Source organism: Streptomyces sp. NPDC028928, assembly GCF_055564915.1.
Genome location: NZ_JBVHVI010000006.1, coordinates 47,108 through 62,565 on the forward strand (window position 1 = coordinate 47,108; position 15,458 = coordinate 62,565).

Genomic DNA, 15,458 nt, shown 5'->3' on the forward strand with positions numbered 1-15,458 from the left:
CCGGGGGCGAGCGGGCGGTGGCCCGGAGCCGGGCGGTGGCCGCCGTTCCGCCCCGCCCCCCGTACAGCTCACGCCCCCATTCACCGGAGGTCCCCCTCGGTGACCACTGAGCGCTCCCCGAGCCCCCCACACGTCCTGGTCCTGCGTGCGCTGGGTCTGGGCGACCTGCTGGCCGGTGTGCCCGCGCTGCGCGGTGTCCGCCGGGCCTTCCCCGGTCACCGGGTCGTCCTCGCCCAGCCGCCGGGCCTCGCCGAACTCGCCCTGGCCGCCGGCGCGGTCGACGCCGTGTTCCCGGCCGAGGCACCGGGCCGCGCGGTGCCGGACCTCTCCCACTGGCCCGGCCCGCCCCCCGACGTGGCGATCGACCTGCACGGCAACGGCCCCGAGAGCCGGGACGCCCTGGCGGCCCTGCACCCGCGCCGGCTGCTCGCCCACGCCTGCCCGGACGGCCCGCCGTGGCCGGCCCACGCCAACGAACGGGACCGCTGGTGCGCCTTCCTGCGCGGCTACGGCATCCCGGCCGACCCCCTGGACCTGCGGCTGCCCCCGCCCACCGCGCCGTCCCCGGCCCCGGGCGCGGTCGTCGTGCACCCCGGCGCGGCCTCGGGCTCCCGCCGGTGGCCGGGGGAGCGGTTCGCCGCCGTCGTACGGTGTCTGCGCGCCGCCGGCCACCGGGTGGTCCTCACCGGCGGCCCCGGCGAGGACGCCCTGGTCCGCTCGGTCGCCGAGCGCAGCGGCCGGCCCGGGGGCGACGTGCTCACCGGCGGCCTGCCGTTCGGGGAGCTGTCCGCGCTGGTCGCCGGCGCGTCCCTGGTGCTCAGCGGCGACACCGGCCTCGCCCATCTCGCGGTGGCCCACGGCACCCGCTCCGTCACCCTGTTCGGGCCGGTCTCCCCGCGCCTGTGGGGGCCGCCCCCGAGCCGGGACCACGTCGCCCTGTGGAAGCCGGGCCCGCCCGGTGACCCGCACGGCCGCACTCCCGACGCCCGCCTGCTGCGCATCCGCACCGGCGAGGTCGCCGCGGCCTGTCTGACGCTCCTGCGCGACGCGCGCGGCCGGCACCGGCAGCCCGGACCGGAGGTCGCGCATGTCCACTGAGCACGCCCCCGGACGCGTCCACCGGCCCGCCGGCCCGGGCGACCCCCGCATCACCGTCGCCGTCATCACCCGCGACCGCAGCGCCAGCCTGCTGCGCACCCTGGACGCGCTGGCCGCGCTGCCCGAGCGGCCGCCGGTCATCGTGGTGGACAACTCCCGCGACGACACCACGTGCCGGGCGATCGCCGGCCACCCGGCGATCGCCCGGCTGCTGCGGCCCGCCGCCAACACCGGCGCCCTCGGCCGCAACCTGGCCGTCCGGCACGCCCGCACCCCCTACGTCGCCTTCAGCGACGACGACTCCTGGTGGGAGCCCGGCAGCCTGCGCCGCGCCGCCGACCTGCTCGACCGGCACCCCCGGCTCGGCCTGCTCGCCGCCCGCACTCTGGTGGGGGACCAGGCCGCCGAGGACCCCCTCAACGCCGTGCTCGCCGCCTCCCCGCTGCCGCCCGAGCCGGACCTGCCCGGCCGACCGGTGCTCGGCTTCCTCGGCTGCGCCTGCGTGGTCCGCCGGGAGGCCTTCCTGAGCGCCGGCGGTTACCACCCGCTGCTCTTCTTCGGCGGCGAGGAGACCCTGCTCGCCTACGACCTGGCCGCCGCCGGCTGGGGCGTCGCCTACGAGCCCTCCCTGGCCGCCTGCCACCACCCCGAGGACCACGGCCGCACCGGACGCTCCTTCCTCGTCCGGCGTAACCACGTGCTCACCACCTGCCTGCGCCGCCCCTGGCCGGTCGTCCTGCGTGCCTTCGCCGACCTCGCCCTGGCCGCGGCGGCCGGCCGTCCCGGCGCCCGCCGTGCCCTCAGGGAGACCGTCGCCCGGTTCCCGGCCGCCCTGGCCCGCCGCCGCACCCTGCCCCCGCACGTCGAACACGCCGCCCGCCTGCTCGACCAGGACGCGGCCGGACGCCTGGACGGGGACACCGCGCGATGACCGGACGCGCCGTGACGCCCGCGGGGAGGTGCCGCGCGATGACCGGACGCGCCGTGACGCCCGCGGGGAGGTGCCACGAGATGACCGGACGCGCCGTGACGCCCGCGGGGAGGTCCCGCGCGATGACCCGGACGTGCCCTGACGACCCGCGAGGAGGTGCCGCGCGATGACCAGGACCGCCCCCGAGCGCCATGCCCGGACCGGCCCCGACGACCGTACGACCGTCGTCCTGATCACCCACAACCGCCGCGACGAGCTGCTGCGCACCCTCGCCCTGCTGCGCCGGCTGCCCGAACGCCCGCCCGTGATCGTCACCGACAACGCCTCCACCGACGGCACCGCCGAAGCGGTCGCCCGGGACTTCCCCGAGATGACCCTGCTGCGCCCCGGCCGCAACCTCGGCGCCATCGGCCGCAACCTGGCCGTCCAACGGGTGCGCACGCCCTACGTCGCGTTCTGCGACGACGACACCTGGTGGGAGCCCGGCAGCCTGCGCCGCGCCGCCGACCTGCTGGACGCCCGGCCCCGGCTCGCGGCCGTCACCGCGCGGATCCTGGTGGAACCGGAGGGCACCGAGGACCCGGTCGTGCGCGAGCTGCGCGAGTCGCCGCTGTCCGGCCCTGACTGGCTGCCCGGACCCGCCCTCGGCTCCTTCCTCGCCGCCGCCACCGTGCTGCGCACCGAGGCCTTCCGCGCCGGCGGCGGCTTCCACCCGGGCCTGTGGCTCGGCGGCGAGGAGGAACTGCTCGCGTGCGACCTGCTGCGCCAGGGCTGGTGGCTGGCCTACGCCGAGGAGCTGACCGTCCACCACCACGCCTCCCGGCTGCGCGACAGCACGGCCCGCCGCGTCCTCGGGCTGCGCAACACGCTGTGGTTCACCTGGCTGCGCCGCCCGCTGCTGCCGGCGCTGCGCCGCACCGGGCACCTGATCCGGACCGTGCCCCGGGACGCGGCCTCCGCCCGCGCGTTCGCCCACGCCACCGCCGGACTGCCGTGGGTGCTGCGCCAGCGCGACCCCGTACCGCCGGAGCTGGAGCGCCGGCTCGCCGCGCTGGAACGCGCCCGCAGGGACTCACCCGCACGGCGGTACGTCGGCTGACCGGGACCGCGCCACGACACGCCCTGAGGCGTCGTTGCATCGGGCATCCGGGCGAGGGCACAGTGAGGTCCCGGTCAAGCAGCGGCCGGCCGAGATCCTTCCGCCCCGTGCCCAGGAAGCCCGTTCCCATGGAAATCGGTCAGCCGTCCCCGTCCCCCTCCCGCGTCCGTCCCGGCGGCCCGGCCCCGCTGCTGCTGCAGACCGTGCACGAGCACCGCGCCGGGCTCGGCGGCATCAGCGTCCTGAAGGCCCGCGGCACGGTCGACGCCGCCAACGCCGGGCGCTTCGCCGAGGCCCTCGCCGACCACCTCCGCCACGCCGTCCAGGCCGGGGAGCACCCCCTGCTGGACCTGAGCGAGGTGTACCTGGCCTGCGCCGCCGCGGTGCGCTCCCTGGACCGGGCCACCGGGCTGCTCGCCCGCTCCGGCCGCGCCCTGCCCGTCGTACAGCCCCGCCCGCATGTGCGGGAGGCCCTGGCCAGGGCCGGTGTGCCGGGGATCCGGCTGCACGCCTCCCTGCCGGCCGCCCTGGACGCCCTGGCCACGCTGCCCGGATAGCCGCCGCCCGGCGCGTCGGACCGTGCGGTTGATGGCCGGGGATCTACCGTGCAATGTGGTGCAAAGGCCGGGAAGAGGCCGATCGAGTTCTTTGGGACGTCCCGTCTGGGTGATGCGATGAAACCTTCTTCCGGCCGCCCGGCCGCACCGGCACCCCTCGTCATCGAGTCCTCCGTGGTCGAGGGACTGCCCGCCGAAGGCGCCCTGCTGCTGCGCATGTCGGGCAGCCTCGACGCCGCCGGCGCCGAGGCCTGGTCGGAGGAGCTGCGCGGTCACCTGGAACAGGCCGACCGCGCCGGACTGCGCCCCGTGCTCGACATGGCGCACGTCCAGCTCGGCGGCGCCGCCGTGCTCCGCACGCTCAGCGAGACGACCCGGGCGCGCGCCGGACGCCCGGACCTGATCATCGTCCGCGCCCGGCCGGGCGTACGCGAGGCGGTGCACCTGGCCCGCCTGGACGGCGTCCAGCTGTACGCCACCCTGGACGAGGCACTGCGCGAGCTGGCCCGCGCCGCCTCCCGGGTGGAGGAGCTGCCCGCCTGGCGCTCGCAGATGGCGGACCCGCTGCGCCCCTCGTACGAGGACCTGCACAAGGAGGTCCGCGCGCTGCGCGCCCGGGTGCGCACCGCGCCGGTGATCGGCATGGCGCAGGGCGCGCTCATGGTCCGCTACGGCCTGCCGGACTCCGGCAGCGCCTTCCGTGTGCTGCGTGACGCCTCGCAGCGGTTCAACGTGCCGCTGCGGGTCCTGGTCTCCGCCGTGGTGGTGGCCCGGCCCCCCGACGGCGACGTGTGGTTCCCGGGCCGCCGTTCCCTGCCGGTGCCGCAGCTGCGGATCCTGGCCCGGGGCGGCCGGGACCCGCGCTGCCGGCGGCAGATGATCGACGCCGTACTGCACGAGGCGCTGGCCGCCGGTCACGCCCCCGCCGGGTACGTGCAGTTCGTGGACCCGGCCGTGAACGCCCTGATGCTGGAGACCCACTACGGCTGCGCGGACACGTTCCTCGACCACCTCGTGCGCGGGCGCGGCGAGGGTACGGCCGACGCGGCGGCCCGCGTCCGGGGCCGCCAGGTGAGCGTGCCCGACGTCGCCGCCGACACCCAGCTCTCCGACGACTGCCGGCGCGCCCTGCTGGCCACCGGCACCCACGCGGTGCGGAGCATCCCCGTGCTCTCCGCCGCCGGCTCCTGCACCGGCGTGATCACCCTGCACTGGCCCGACGCCGGCCACCGGCCGACCTCCGCGCAGGCCGAGGCGTTCGCCCTGCTGGCCGCGGAGGCCTCGGCCTGGCTGAGCTGGTACCACCGCTCCGTTCTCCTGGACGCCCTGGAACACCTCCACCGGACGCTGACCCGCCCCGCGCCCTGAGCCGGTCCGCCGGCGGCTGCGTCACCCGCGCCGCCCTGGGAACCCGGACCCCGCACGGAGCACGCACGACCGGAAGGGAGTCCGGCGCATGTCCAATCCGCAGCAGCCCGAACAGCGGCGCAGTGACAAGGGTGGCGCCACCCCGCAGGACAGCGGCGAGCTGAAGGCCCGCCAGACCGGCCGGGACGCGGGCGCCCGCCCGCACGGCACGGACAAGGGCGCCAAGGGCGGGGGCGAGGGCGGCGGGGTGCCTCCGGCACAGCAGCCCGACCACCCCTGACCCGTCCTCGTACGACACCGGCCTACGACGCCGACCTCGTACGGCGTCCTGCCGAGCGGCCCCCTCCGGGGCCGTTCGGCACGTCCGGAGCCGGTCAGGGGTTACGCTCCGGGGTATGCGGATCTCCGTCTCCTCCGACATGGACGAACCCGTGGCCCGCCTCCTGGTCGCGGAGCTGCGCCGGCGTGGGCACGAGGTCCGGGAGCACGGCGCGCTGCGGCCCGGGGCCGACGCGCAGTGGGCGGTCTGCTCGGAGGCCGCCGCCCGGGAGGTGGCCGAGGGCACGGCGGACCAGGCCGTGGTGTGCTGCTGGACCGGAACCGGCGCGTCGATCGCGGCCAACAAGGTGCCGGGCGTACGGGCGGCGCTGTGCACGGACGCCGGAACGGCCGACGGCGCGCGCCGCTGGAACGACGCCAACGTCCTGGCGCTGAGCCTCCGGCTGACCTCGGAACCGGTGCTGAAGGAGATCCTCGACGCCTGGTTCGCGGCCGAGCCCAGCCAGGACCCGGAGGACCGGCAGAACGTGGCCCGCGTCGGTCGCCTGGACGCCGCCCGGGAGACCTCCTAGAAGGCTTCCGGGGGCGTGCGGCGGTCCGGCGCGGGCCGGGTTGCCGTAGGGGGTGGGGCCGGAGTTCAGTGGGCGCCGAGTCCGCCGCCGCCGAACGAGCCGCTGGAGCCCTTGCTCCAGCGCGGGCGCTCCGTCGTGTCGCTCGGCCTGGAGTCCATGTTGCTCAGCTCGTACGGGGTGAGGGGGCGGTCGCCCTTGGGGATCCGTGGCACCTCCGCGGACTCCCTGTTCTGCCGCACCTCGTGCACCGGTCCGTCCGGCGGCAGCTTGGGCTGTTCCTCGGGGCGGGGGCGCGGCGACTCGTTGTACCTGACGCGGGAGGTCATCCAGAAGCCGCCGGCGAGCAGCGCGAGGACGCCCACGGCCACGATGAACAGAACGAGGCTCATCAGGCCGCTCGCCGCGGCCAGCTGCATCGATGCGGTATTCATAGGACAGGAATACCCCGCCCGGAACCGGACGAACCCGGACATTACGGGTTATGGCAGGTGGCGCGCGGCGACCGTCGGCCGGAGTCGGCTCCGGGGCCGCTCCCGCCCGGTCCACGGTGGTTTGCCGCTGTCCGCCCCGGCTACCCGCACGATGTGACATCGCCTACTTCGCAGCAGCTGTACCGCTTCTTGGAAGACCGCTTCACCTGTGCGCAGGCCTGCACGGAGTGCGCCCGCGCCTGCGCCGTGCGCGCGAGCCTGGTCGACCCCGACGGCACCGAGCGCCAGGAGCGGGTGCGCCGGCTGGGCATCATGTGCGCCGAGGTGTGCGACGCCACCTGCCGCGTACTGTGCGAGGAGAACCGGCAGGACGAGGAGGCCATCCGGGTCCGGGTCGACTGGTGCCGGTCGATCTGCCTGGAGTGCGCCCGCGCCTTCGACGAGTACCCCGGCGCCGAATCGGCCGCGGACAGCTGCCGGGCCTGCGCCGCCGCCTGTGAGGACTTCCTGAAAACGCTCCAGTGAGGGCCTGGTCCGCCATTCGCCCCGGCCCCGGCATTCCCAATTTCTGAAACACGTTCTACGGTGTGCGCCGTCAGGACCGCCCTTGGGGAGCCTGGAGGCGCCGTGCACCTCGACCACACACCCGAGCAGCAGCGGCTGCGCACTCAGCTGCGTGCCTACTTCGCCGAACTGGTTCCGGACCACGCCTACGCCCGGTACGCCGACCCGGCCGCACAGAAGCGGTTCTACCGCGACACCATCCGCCGGCTCGGCGCGGACGGCTGGCTCGGCGTCGGCTGGCCCGAGGAGTACGGCGGGCGCGGGATGACGGCGATGGAGCAGTTCGTCTTCTTCGACGAGGCCGCACAGGCCGGCGTACCCCTGCCGCTGATGGCGCTGAACACCGTCGGACCGACGATCATGCGGTACGGCACCGACGAGCAGAAGGCGTACTTCCTGCCCCGCATCCTCTCCGGCGAGATCGACTTCGCGATCGGCTACAGCGAGCCCGGCGCGGGCACGGACCTCGCCTCCCTGACGACCCGTGCCGTACGGGACGGCGACGAGTACGTCGTCAACGGCCAGAAGATCTGGACGACGAACGGCGACACGGCCGACTGGGTCTGGCTGGCCGTGCGCACCGACCCCGAGGCCCCGCTGCACAAGGGCATCACCATGCTGCTGGTGCCGACCTCCGACCCCGGCTACTCCTGCACGCTCATCCGCACGCTCGCCTCCCACGACACCACCGCGAGCTACTACGAGAACGTCCGCGTCCCCGTCTCCCGCCGCGTCGGCGCCGAGAACGAGGGCTGGCGGCTGATCACCAACCAGCTCAACCACGAACGCGTCACCCTCGCCGCCCACGGCACCATGGCGATCCGCGCGCTGCACGACGTACAGCGCTGGGCGAGGCAGACCAAGCTCGCCGACGGCCGCCGGGTCGCCGACCTGCCCTGGGTACGCCGGCTCCTCGCCCGCACCCACACCCGGCTCGACGCGCTCAAGCTCCTCAACTGGCAGATGGTCTCCGCCGTCCAGGACGGCACGCTCACCCCGCAGGACGCCTCGGCCGTCAAGGTCTACGGCTCCGAGGCCCGCCGGGACGCCTACGCCTGGCTCATGGAGATCGTCGCCGCGGCCGGCCCGCTGAAGGAGGGCTCGGCGAGCGCCGTCCTGCACGGCGAACTGGAACGCGGCTACCGCTCGGCGGTCATCTTCACCTTCGGCGGCGGCAACAACGAGATCCAGCGCGAGATCATCTCCTGGATCGGCCTGGGCATGCCCAGGGTGCGCCGCTGACCTGTGGCGCTGCCCCAGGAAGCCGCTCGCGCGGCCGGCGGGCCCAGGGTGTACTGGAGGTCGGGAGGAGCGGCGCGGCCGCAGATGTGAGCCGTGCCAGTGGTCGACGATGGTGCACAACGACGAGGATCTCGTGCGGGCCGTGCGAGCGGCCGGAATCCGCGACGAGCGCCTGCTCCGGGCCGTACGGGCGACGCCCAGGGAAGCCTTTGTCCCCACGGACGCCCGCGCGGACGCCTACCGCGACGTGCCCCTGCCCATCGGGCGCGGACAGGTGACCACGCAGCCCTCGCTCTCGGCGATGATGATCGACAGCCTGGGGCTGAGCGGGACCGAGCACGTCCTGGAGGTCGGCACCGGGCTCGGCTTCCAGACCGCGCTGCTGGCCCGGCTGGCCGCCGACGTCGTGACCATCGAGATGTGGCCGGACATCGGGGATCAGGCACGGCACAACCTCACCCGCCAGGGGATCCGGAACGTCGAGCTGCGCATCGGGGACGGCAGCGGCGGGGTACCCGACCGGGCTCCGTACGACGCGGTCATCGTGTCCGCCGCCTTCCTGGAGGTTCCCGCCCCGCTCGTGGAGCAACTGCGTGCCGGCGGTCGTCTCGTCCAGCCCATCGGGCCGGGCGGCCGGGAACAGGTCGTCTCCTTCCTGCGGACAGCGACGGGACTGGAGCGTCGACGGCTGGTCACGGACGCTCACTTCGTCCGCCTGCGAGGACGGTACGGCTTCTCCTCGTGAGCCCGTGGTGGTCACCCGTCCGCGACGCGCACCACGGCGAGCGTGATGTTGTCGGGGCCGCCGGCCGCGATGGCGGCCTTCCAGAGTTCGAAGGCGGCCCGTCCGTCGTCGTACTCCCGCAGCACGCCGTCGAGAACGTCGTTCGGCAGCGGGTCGGTGAGGCCGTCGGTGCAGATCAGGAATCGGTCACCGGGGGCGACGGGGGCGGCGGTCACATGGGGGGTGACCGCGCGGTACGCCGGAGTGCCGCCCAGTGCCTGGGTCACCAGCGACGTGGTGCGCTGCCCCGGCGCCAGCGGGGGGTTGTCGTCCACGCTGAGCTGGACCACACCGTCCCGGGGCGCGGCGAAGACCCGGCTGTCGCCCACGTTGAACGCCAGCAGCGACTCGGGCCGTACGACGACGCCCGCGACGGTCGTCCCCATCGTGGCCAGGGCGTCGCCGCCGCGCGCGGTCGCGAACACCTGGCGGTTGCAGGCGTGCAGGGCCTCGCGGACGTCGTCCTCGCCGGCCAGCCGGGGCCCCGTCGCGGCGAGCCGTTGCACGACGAGGGCACTGGCCACCTCGCCGCCGGGCTGGCCGCCGAGCCCGTCGGCGACCGCGACGACGAGCGGCGTACCGAGCGGGAACACCAGCGTCTGCGGGTTCTCGGTCACCGTGGAGCACAGGGTCCACGGCCCGGCGACCAGGCTGTCCTCGTTGCGCGTGCGGACCAGTCCGGGATGGCTCAGCGCGCTCACGGCGACGAACGCCATCGGATGGCACCCCCTGCCCGGGGGATCAGCCCGCGTACACCCGCTGGACGAACTCGGCCATCTGGTCGTCGGTGAGGTGACGGGCGATGTCCGCCTCGCTGATCATGCCGATCATGCGCTTGTCCTCGATGACCGGCAGGCGCTTGATCCGGTGGTCCTCCATCTCCCGCAGGACGGCGGAGACGTCGGAGCCGGCGTCGATCCAGCGCGGGGTGCCCTCGCACAGGTCACCGCACCGGACACGCGCGGGGTCGTGGCCCTCGGCGATGCACTTCACGACGATGTCGCGGTCCGTGATGATGCCGCACATCCGGTCGTCGTGCTCCGGGTCGCTGACCGGCAGCGCCCCCACCTGGTGGTCCCGCATCATCTGCGCGGCGCGGTCCAGCGTCTCGGACGCGGGGATCCACTGGGCTCCGGGGCTCATGATGTCCTTGGCAGTCGTCATCGTCCGTCTCTCCTCCGTTGTGGGTGATGAAATCGGGTTCCTGTCAGCTCAGTCGGCGTGACGTCACCGTGAACTGGGCGCCGTCGGGGTCGCGCAGCACCGCCTCGTCCTCGCCCTCCGCCAGCACGCTGCCGCCGTGCTTCTCCGACGCCCGGGCGCAGGACTCCACATCCGTCACGGTGAAGTGGACCTGCCAGTGCGCCCGGACCGAGGGGTCGGGCGGCGCCTCCACCGAGCCCGACTCGATGCGGGCCACCACGGCGTCCCGGCTCCGCAGCAGCACCGCCTCCTCCACGTACTCGACCTCGCAGCAGCCGGGGCGGCCCGAGGCCCAGTCCAGGATCTGGCCGTAGAACATCACGGCGTCGAAGGCGTCGCGGGTGTGGAGGGTGATGAACGTCGGCGCCGCCCGCCGCCACGCCTCCCACTCGGTGACGAGCTTCCCCTGCCACACCCCGAACGCCGCTCCGTCGCGGTCGGCGAGCAACGCCGCCCTGCCGGGAGGGAAGGAGATCGGCCCGACCGCCACGGTGCCGCCGCGCTCCCGGGTACGGGACGCGGCGTCGTCGGCGTTCGTCACGGCGAAGTACGGCGTCCAGGCCGCCGTCCGCTGCCCCACGGCGGCCACCGCCGCGATCCCCGCGACCGGTATCCCGTCCTTCAGCGCGGTCCGGAAGTGCTCGCCCAGCCGGGCCTGGCGGGTCCGCCAGCCCAGCACGGCACCGTAGAAGTCCTGGGTGGCGTCGAGATCGCGGCTGGTGAGGCTCACCCAGCACGGCGCACCGAACACCGAACTCGTGTCGAAGTCATCCGTCGCACCGACATCCGGCGCACCGGATGATTCTGTCGTGCCGTGGTTCATGGCATCGCTCGCACCCTGGTCTCTCAGACCGGCGGCCACCGCTCTGCCTCCAGTGTCCGACGAGAACCCCGACCCTGCACGCCGTGCCCCCCGTGGATGCCTACACTTCCGAGTGAATGTCTCCCTGTCGGAAGGGACGTGCGGTGGCTGTGGTCACACCTGCGGACGGCGGAGATCCCGGGCTGTTCACCCCCGCCTCCGTGACCTGGCAGATGCACGGCGACCCCATGATGTGGGTCGCCGGCGTCCGCGCGCTCTACCTCCAGGCCCTGCACCCGCGCGCCGTCCGGGGCGTGATGCAGAACTCCGACTTCCGGCGCGACGCCTGGGGCCGGCTGATGCGCACCGCCCACTTCGTCGGGACGACGACCTACGGCACCACCGAGGCCGCCGAACGGGCCGGTGCCCGGGTGCGGAAGATCCACCGCATGCTCACCGTCACCGACCCGGACACCGGTGAACGGTACGGCGTCGACGAGCCGGAACTGCTGCTGTGGGTGCACTGCGCGGAGATCGACTCCTATCTGCACGTCCTGCGCCGTTCCGGCTTCCCGCTCACCGACGCCCAGGCCGACCGGTACATAGCCGAACACCGCGTCAGCGCCCGCCTGGTGGGCCTGGACCCGCGGACCGTACCCGGCAGCCGGGCGGAGCTGGCCGCGTACTTCGCGGCGGTCCGGCCGCGGCTGGCCGCCGGACCCGAGGCACGCGCCGTGGACGACTTCCTGCTCCGCCCGCCGACGCACCCCCTCCTCGTCCCGGCCCGGGACCTGCTGTGGCGGCGCGTGGCCCTGCTCGCGTACGCGGCGCTGCCGCCGTACGCCCACGAGCTGTACGGCAGACCGGCCCCCGCGCCCGCCACCGTCACCCGCCGGCTGCGGACCACCGGCGCCCTGCTCCGCCGTGTCCCCGCACGGCTGCGCTGGCAGCTCCCGCCGCAACACATCCTGCGGGCCATGGCACGCCTCGGCCCGGCCGCGCGCCCGGCCCCGGAGAAGGTTCCGGCACCGGAGAGGGCGGGCGAACCGGGGAGGTGACCGGGCCGGTCCGCCTCTGGCCGCCGTGGATCACCGCGTGCTACGAAGAACCATGTCCGCGAACGAGACACCCCGCGCCTACGACGCCGTCATCGTCGGCGGCGGCCACAACGGCCTGGTCGCCGCCGCCTACCTGGCCCGGGCCGGCCGCTCGGTGCTGGTGCTGGAACGGCTGGACCACACCGGCGGCGCGGCCGTCTCCACCCGCCCGTTCGCCGGGGTCGACGCCCGGCTGTCGCGCTACTCCTACCTGGTCAGCCTGCTGCCGCGGAAGATCGTCGACGATCTCGGGCTGAACGTCCGCCTGCGCGCCCGCACCATCTCCTCGTACACCCCGGTGGAGCGGGCCGGCCGGCCCACCGGCCTCCTCGTCGGCGGCGCCGAACAGCGCACCCGCGAGGCGTTCGCCCGGCTCACCGGCGGCGACCGCGAGTACGAGGCCTGGCAGCGGTTCTACGGCATGACGGGCCGTGTCGCCCGGCGTGTCTTCCCGACCCTCACCGAACCCCTGCCCACCCGGGACGAACTGCGCCGCCGCATCGACGACGAGGCCGCCTGGCGGGCCCTGTTCGAGGAGCCGGTCGGCGTGGCGATCGAGGAGAACTTCGCCGACGACCTGGTCCGGGGAGTCGTCCTCACCGACGCGCTCATCGGCACCTTCGCCGACGCCCACGACCCCTCCCTCGCCCAGAACCGCTGCTTCCTCTACCACGTCATCGGCGGCGGGACCGGCGCCTGGGACGTGCCGGTCGGCGGCATGGGCGCCCTCACCGACGCGCTGGCCGCGGCGGCGCGCTCGGCGGGGGCGCGCATCGCCACCGGGCACGAGGTGATCCGGATCGACACCGACGGGGACACCGCCGAGGTCGCCTACCGCACGGCCGCCGGCGAGGGCGTCGCCGCCGCCCGGCACGTCCTGGTAAACGCCTCCCCGCAGGAACTGGCCGCCCTCACCGGCGACCCGGCACCGGAGCCCGCCGAGGGCGCCCAGCTCAAGGTCAACATGCTGCTGACGCGGCTGCCCCGGCTGCGCGACCCGGACGCCGACCCGCGGGAGGCGTTCGCCGGCACCTTCCACATCGCCGAGGGCTACCGCCAACTGGCCACCGCCCACGCCCAGGCCGCCGCCGGCGAACTGCCCGCCGCACCGCCGTCGGAGATCTACTGCCACTCCCTGACCGACCCCACGATCCTCGGCGCCGACCTGGCCGAGCGGGGGTACCAGACGCTCACCCTGTTCGGCCTGCACACCCCGGCCCGGCTCTTCGACCGGGACAACGACGGCGCCCGCGAGGAGCTGCTGAAGTCCACCCTCGCCCAGCTCGACGCCCACCTCGCCGAACCCCTCGCGGACTGCCTGGCCACCGACGCCGACGGCCGCCCCTGCATCGAGGCGAAGACCCCGCTCGACCTCGAACGCGACCTGCGGCTGCCCGGCGGCAACATCTTCCACCGGGCCCTGTCCTGGCCGTACGCGGAGGAGGGCGGCGGACGCTGGGGCGTGGAGACGCGGCACGCCAACGTCCTGCTGTGCGGTGCGGGTGCGGTGCGCGGAGGCGGGGTGAGCGGGGTGCCGGGGCACAACGCGGCGATGGCGGTGCTGGAACGGCCCTGACCGCCGTTCCCGGCCGCCTCAGTCGGCGGACCGCTGCCAGCCGGCCGCTGTGATCCGCGCCGCGTCCGCGGGCCGGGCCCCGTCGAACAGCACCGTCCCGCCCGCCTCGGCGCGCAGCGCGTCGACGTACGCGCCCCGGCCGACGTACAGCCGGTCGGTGGTGTACCGCCAGCGCAGGGTGAGCCGCGGGGCGGCCGGCAGGTCGGCGGTCATCCGGTGCCAGACGCGGCCCGACCAGCCGGTGACCGCGCCCGCCGGGTGCTCCCCGGGGTCCTCGCCGTGGCGGGTGGTGGTGAACGGGACCGGCCGCCAGGTGGCGCCGCCGTCCGCCGTGGACTCCAGGGTCAGCGCGTCGGAGCCCGGTTCGGTGTCCCACCACAGGGCACAGCGCAGGCGGGCCTGGCCGGCGGAGGTGTCCAGCGCCGGGAGGGTGAGCGTCGCGGCCGTGGCGCTCGCCATGCCCGAGAACCAGGCCGTACGGCCGCGAGCCGGACGGACCGGTACCGCGCGGGCGAGGTGGTTGCCGGCGGCGACCCGCGGCGCGGAACCGGACCGCCAGGTGCGCACCGGGTGCACCGAGTTGCCGAGGACGACCAGGAACGCGTCGGTCGAGGGGTCGAGCACCAGTGAGGTGCCCGTGAAGCCGGTGTGGCCCGCCGTGCGCGGCGTGGCCATCGCGCCCATGTACCAGTGCTGGTACAGCTCGAAGCCGAGCCCGTGTTCGTCACCGGGGAAGGCCGTGTTGAAATCGGTGAACATCAGGTCCACGGACTCGGGCCGCAGGATGCGCGCCCGGCCGTAGCAGCCGCCGTTGAGCAGCGTCCGGCCGAGCACCGCGAGGTCCCAGGCGCTCGCGAAGACGCCCGCGTGACCGGAGACACCGCCCAGGCTGTACGCGTTCTCGTCGTGCACCTCGCCCCACACCAGACCCCGGTCCAGCCCGGACCAGGGTCTGCGCGCGTCCTCGGTGGCCGCGATCCGCGGCTTCCAGGAGGCGGGCGGGTTGTAGCGGGTGCTGTCCAGGCCGAGCGGACCGGTGATCTCCTCGCGCAGCAGCGCGTCCAGGGTACGGCCGGTGATCTTCTCCAGGACCAGGTGCAGGGAGATCAGGTTCAGGTCGGAGTAGAGGTAGGCGGTGCCCGGCGGGGTGAGGGGCGCCTCGTCCCAGATGAGCCGGAGCTTCTCCTCGTACGTCGGCGCGTTGTAGAGCGGGATCCAGGAGCGGAAACCGGAGGTGTGGGTCAGGAGCTGACGGATGGTCACGTCCTGCTTGCCCGCGCGGCCGAAGTCCGGAAGGTACGAGGCGACCGTGCCTTCCAGTTCCAGCGCGCCCCGTTCGATCTGCTGGACGGCGAGGACCGAGGTGAACAGCTTGGAGACGGAGGCCAGGTCGAACACCGTGTCCCGGGTCACGGGGAGCTGCTGCCCGGGCGGCAGTTCCACACCGGTGTCGGTCTTCTCGTCGTACCGGGCGTAGCGCACGGCCATGCCGATCGGCTCGTGCAGGGCCACGGTGCCGCCGCGCCCGGCGAGCAGGACGGCGCCCGCGTACCAGGGGTGGCGGGGAGAGGGAGAGAGGAACGTTTCGGCATCGGTGACGAGTTGGCGCAGGTGACCGGCGAGCAGCCCGGCGCGTTCGGGGGAGCCGTGGCGCAGGGTGGGACGGCGGCCGGAAGGGGGTGCGGCGGTGGCCGGGCCCACCGGAAGCGCGCCGAGGGCCAGTGCGCCGCCGGTGGCCAGGGAGCCCACGACGAGCCGGCGACGGGTCGGTCCGCTCGCCGGTCTTCCTGCGGCATCGTCCGTCATGCTGCGGCCTCCTGACTGAAAGAATCTTTCCGGAGCTGCCCTGCACCGT

General features: G+C 74.7%; 17 protein-coding genes. 12 read left to right on the forward strand and 5 right to left on the reverse strand.

What is annotated here, in order from left to right:
- Window positions 1-99 precede the first annotated feature (99 nt).
- From ACZ4U1_RS15945 to ACZ4U1_RS15975, 7 genes are all read left to right on the forward strand, one after another.
- Window positions 100-1,098: a glycosyltransferase family 9 protein gene (locus tag ACZ4U1_RS15945; RefSeq protein ID WP_467903610.1), complete on the forward strand. Its 999-nt coding sequence runs from the start codon at window positions 100-102 to the stop codon at window positions 1,096-1,098.
- Window positions 1,088-2,029, forward strand: coding sequence for a glycosyltransferase family 2 protein (locus tag ACZ4U1_RS15950; RefSeq protein ID WP_467903612.1), 942 nt, complete (start codon window positions 1,088-1,090; stop codon window positions 2,027-2,029). The genes ACZ4U1_RS15945 and ACZ4U1_RS15950 overlap by 11 nt, the downstream gene beginning before the upstream one ends.
- Window positions 2,030-2,195: 166 nt before the next feature.
- Window positions 2,196-3,128, forward strand: a complete 933-nt coding sequence (locus ACZ4U1_RS15955; RefSeq protein ID WP_467903614.1) for a glycosyltransferase family 2 protein — start codon at window positions 2,196-2,198, stop codon at window positions 3,126-3,128.
- A gap of 128 nt (window positions 3,129-3,256) precedes the next feature.
- The gene (locus tag ACZ4U1_RS15960) at window positions 3,257-3,685 is read left to right on the forward strand and encodes an STAS domain-containing protein (protein WP_467903616.1); all 429 of its coding nucleotides are present in this window, start codon (window positions 3,257-3,259) and stop codon (window positions 3,683-3,685) included.
- A 117-nt stretch (window positions 3,686-3,802) separates the two neighbouring features.
- Window positions 3,803-5,053 (forward strand): ANTAR domain-containing protein, encoded by a 1,251-nt coding sequence (locus ACZ4U1_RS15965; protein ID WP_467903618.1) that lies wholly within the window; start codon window positions 3,803-3,805, stop codon window positions 5,051-5,053.
- An 88-nt stretch (window positions 5,054-5,141) separates the two neighbouring features.
- On the forward strand, window positions 5,142-5,333 hold the full coding sequence (locus ACZ4U1_RS15970; RefSeq protein ID WP_467903620.1) for a hypothetical protein: 192 nt from the start codon (window positions 5,142-5,144) through the stop codon (window positions 5,331-5,333).
- A 115-nt stretch (window positions 5,334-5,448) separates the two neighbouring features.
- The gene (locus tag ACZ4U1_RS15975; protein WP_467903622.1) at window positions 5,449-5,904 is read left to right on the forward strand and encodes an RpiB/LacA/LacB family sugar-phosphate isomerase; all 456 of its coding nucleotides are present in this window, start codon (window positions 5,449-5,451) and stop codon (window positions 5,902-5,904) included.
- Window positions 5,905-5,969: 65 nt separating this feature from the next.
- Here the strand turns inward: ACZ4U1_RS15975 and ACZ4U1_RS15980 are convergent, their stop codons facing one another.
- Entirely contained in the window at window positions 5,970-6,335 is a 366-nt protein-coding gene (locus ACZ4U1_RS15980) for a DUF6479 family protein (protein ID WP_467903624.1), read from the reverse strand.
- Between the two features lie 153 nt (window positions 6,336-6,488).
- Here ACZ4U1_RS15980 and ACZ4U1_RS15985 point away from each other — a divergent pair, with 153 nt between their 5' ends.
- From ACZ4U1_RS15985 to ACZ4U1_RS15995, 3 genes are all read left to right on the forward strand, one after another.
- Window positions 6,489-6,860, forward strand: coding sequence for a four-helix bundle copper-binding protein (locus ACZ4U1_RS15985; protein WP_467903626.1), 372 nt, complete (start codon window positions 6,489-6,491; stop codon window positions 6,858-6,860).
- Between the two features lie 102 nt (window positions 6,861-6,962).
- Window positions 6,963-8,141, forward strand: coding sequence for an acyl-CoA dehydrogenase family protein (locus ACZ4U1_RS15990; protein ID WP_467903628.1), 1,179 nt, complete (start codon window positions 6,963-6,965; stop codon window positions 8,139-8,141).
- 109 nt (window positions 8,142-8,250) lie between these two features.
- Entirely contained in the window at window positions 8,251-8,886 is a 636-nt protein-coding gene (locus ACZ4U1_RS15995; protein ID WP_467903630.1) for a protein-L-isoaspartate(D-aspartate) O-methyltransferase, read from the forward strand.
- 11 nt (window positions 8,887-8,897) lie between these two features.
- Here ACZ4U1_RS15995 and ACZ4U1_RS16000 read toward each other — a convergent pair whose 3' ends face one another.
- The 3 genes from ACZ4U1_RS16000 to ACZ4U1_RS16010 are packed head-to-tail and all read right to left on the reverse strand — an operon-like array spanning window position 8,898 to window position 10,951.
- Complete coding sequence (locus ACZ4U1_RS16000) at window positions 8,898-9,641, reverse strand: PP2C family protein-serine/threonine phosphatase (protein WP_467903632.1); 744 nt, start codon at window positions 9,639-9,641, stop codon at window positions 8,898-8,900.
- 25 nt (window positions 9,642-9,666) lie between these two features.
- Window positions 9,667-10,089, reverse strand: a complete 423-nt coding sequence (locus tag ACZ4U1_RS16005; RefSeq protein WP_467903634.1) for a CBS domain-containing protein — start codon at window positions 10,087-10,089, stop codon at window positions 9,667-9,669.
- 43 nt (window positions 10,090-10,132) lie between these two features.
- Window positions 10,133-10,951: a VOC family protein gene (locus tag ACZ4U1_RS16010; RefSeq protein WP_467903636.1), complete on the reverse strand. Its 819-nt coding sequence runs from the start codon at window positions 10,949-10,951 to the stop codon at window positions 10,133-10,135.
- 116 nt (window positions 10,952-11,067) lie between these two features.
- On the opposite strand from ACZ4U1_RS16010, the gene ACZ4U1_RS16015 reads away from it, so the two are divergent.
- Entirely contained in the window at window positions 11,068-11,988 is a 921-nt protein-coding gene (locus tag ACZ4U1_RS16015; protein ID WP_467903638.1) for an oxygenase MpaB family protein, read from the forward strand.
- Window positions 11,989-12,040: 52 nt separating this feature from the next.
- Entirely contained in the window at window positions 12,041-13,603 is a 1,563-nt protein-coding gene (locus ACZ4U1_RS16020) for a phytoene desaturase family protein (protein ID WP_467903640.1), read from the forward strand.
- Between the two features lie 18 nt (window positions 13,604-13,621).
- Here the strand turns inward: ACZ4U1_RS16020 and ACZ4U1_RS16025 are convergent, their stop codons facing one another.
- Window positions 13,622-15,409 (reverse strand): serine hydrolase domain-containing protein, encoded by a 1,788-nt coding sequence (locus ACZ4U1_RS16025; RefSeq protein WP_467903642.1) that lies wholly within the window; start codon window positions 15,407-15,409, stop codon window positions 13,622-13,624.
- Between the last annotated feature and the right edge of the window lie 49 nt (window positions 15,410-15,458).

Coding starts and splice junctions, on each gene's coding strand:
- ACZ4U1_RS15950 (WP_467903612.1), top strand. CDS start 1,088: ATGTCCACTGAGCACGCCCCCGGACGCGTCCACCGGCCCGCCGGCCCG.
- ACZ4U1_RS15960 (WP_467903616.1), top strand. CDS start 3,257: ATGGAAATCGGTCAGCCGTCCCCGTCCCCCTCCCGCGTCCGTCCCGGC.
- ACZ4U1_RS15970 (WP_467903620.1), top strand. CDS start 5,142: ATGTCCAATCCGCAGCAGCCCGAACAGCGGCGCAGTGACAAGGGTGGC.
- ACZ4U1_RS16015 (WP_467903638.1), top strand. CDS start 11,068: ATGTCTCCCTGTCGGAAGGGACGTGCGGTGGCTGTGGTCACACCTGCG.
- ACZ4U1_RS16025 (WP_467903642.1), bottom strand. CDS start 15,409: ATGACGGACGATGCCGCAGGAAGACCGGCGAGCGGACCGACCCGTCGC.
- ACZ4U1_RS16020 (WP_467903640.1), top strand. CDS start 12,041: ATGTCCGCGAACGAGACACCCCGCGCCTACGACGCCGTCATCGTCGGC.
- ACZ4U1_RS16000 (WP_467903632.1), bottom strand. CDS start 9,641: ATGGCGTTCGTCGCCGTGAGCGCGCTGAGCCATCCCGGACTGGTCCGC.
- ACZ4U1_RS15955 (WP_467903614.1), top strand. CDS start 2,196: ATGACCAGGACCGCCCCCGAGCGCCATGCCCGGACCGGCCCCGACGAC.
- ACZ4U1_RS15975 (WP_467903622.1), top strand. CDS start 5,449: ATGCGGATCTCCGTCTCCTCCGACATGGACGAACCCGTGGCCCGCCTC.
- ACZ4U1_RS15980 (WP_467903624.1), bottom strand. CDS start 6,335: ATGAATACCGCATCGATGCAGCTGGCCGCGGCGAGCGGCCTGATGAGC.
- ACZ4U1_RS15965 (WP_467903618.1), top strand. CDS start 3,803: ATGAAACCTTCTTCCGGCCGCCCGGCCGCACCGGCACCCCTCGTCATC.
- ACZ4U1_RS15995 (WP_467903630.1), top strand. CDS start 8,251: ATGGTGCACAACGACGAGGATCTCGTGCGGGCCGTGCGAGCGGCCGGA.
- ACZ4U1_RS16010 (WP_467903636.1), bottom strand. CDS start 10,951: ATGAACCACGGCACGACAGAATCATCCGGTGCGCCGGATGTCGGTGCG.
- ACZ4U1_RS16005 (WP_467903634.1), bottom strand. CDS start 10,089: ATGACGACTGCCAAGGACATCATGAGCCCCGGAGCCCAGTGGATCCCC.